Below are 758 nucleotides of genomic sequence, written 5' to 3'. Positions count from 1 at the left end.
CTCAACATTTCTTAGGATTAGCAGGTATGCCAAGAAGAAGTATAGATTATATTGAAGCTTATAGTGGTTGAAACAAAGTGTCATCGTATGGTGCATATTTTGGTATTGTTAGCATTTTGTTGTTCTTTTATATTATTATTGATTCTAAAATTAGAGGTAAAACTTGTATCAAAAGTCCATGATAAAGATGTCATTAATAAGATCAAGTCAAATCTTTGGGTTAAGCATCTCGATGTTTATTTCCATGATTGGTTTTTGTTATTTAATCACAAAATGATATAAAATAACATGTGCTAAGCTTGGTCTTACCGGAATTCCAAAGAAAGGAACTAATTTAAACAAAACACTATATCATCAGCTCATTAAAATAGATTTTATTACTCAAGTAGATAGAACATTGGCATGTGCTTTTGATTGTAGTGTAAGTCATATAACCTTAATATCTGGAGAAGTAGTAAAAATTAATTATAAACTTAAGAACAAAAGTAACAATTATCTTGTTAGTGAAGCAGTTTACAACATTACACCATTTGTGGCAAGTAAATATTTTAATAAATTACAATGTTTTTGTTACAACAAAATGATAATATCTCCATACACCAATATTGTTTTGCCGTTGGTGTTTTACATTGATCCAAATATAAATTTTGATGATAGTACCAAGAACATTAAAGAATTAACCTTAACATATACTTTGAATAATATGGGAAAATGATAGAGTTAATTCTAACAATACTTACTACGTTGTTAATTATGTT

The 758-nt window shown here is 27.3% G+C and carries 1 protein-coding gene and 1 pseudogene; both read left to right on the top strand.

Annotated elements, in window-relative coordinates; translation table 4 throughout:
• Window positions 1-185: pseudogene (locus MAGTDC_RS05070) on the top strand (cytochrome c oxidase subunit I); the annotation flags it as partial.
• Window positions 179-718 carry a cytochrome c oxidase assembly protein gene (locus MAGTDC_RS03695; RefSeq protein WP_192573222.1) on the top strand — a complete coding sequence of 180 codons (540 nt, stop codon included), beginning with the start codon at window positions 179-181 and terminating at the stop codon, window positions 716-718. The pseudogene MAGTDC_RS05070 and the gene MAGTDC_RS03695, both read left to right, overlap by 7 nt.
• Window positions 719-758 lie beyond the last annotated feature (40 nt).

Source organism: Candidatus Hodgkinia cicadicola (assembly GCF_002774925.1).
This window is presented reverse-complemented; position numbering and strand designations above follow the sequence as displayed.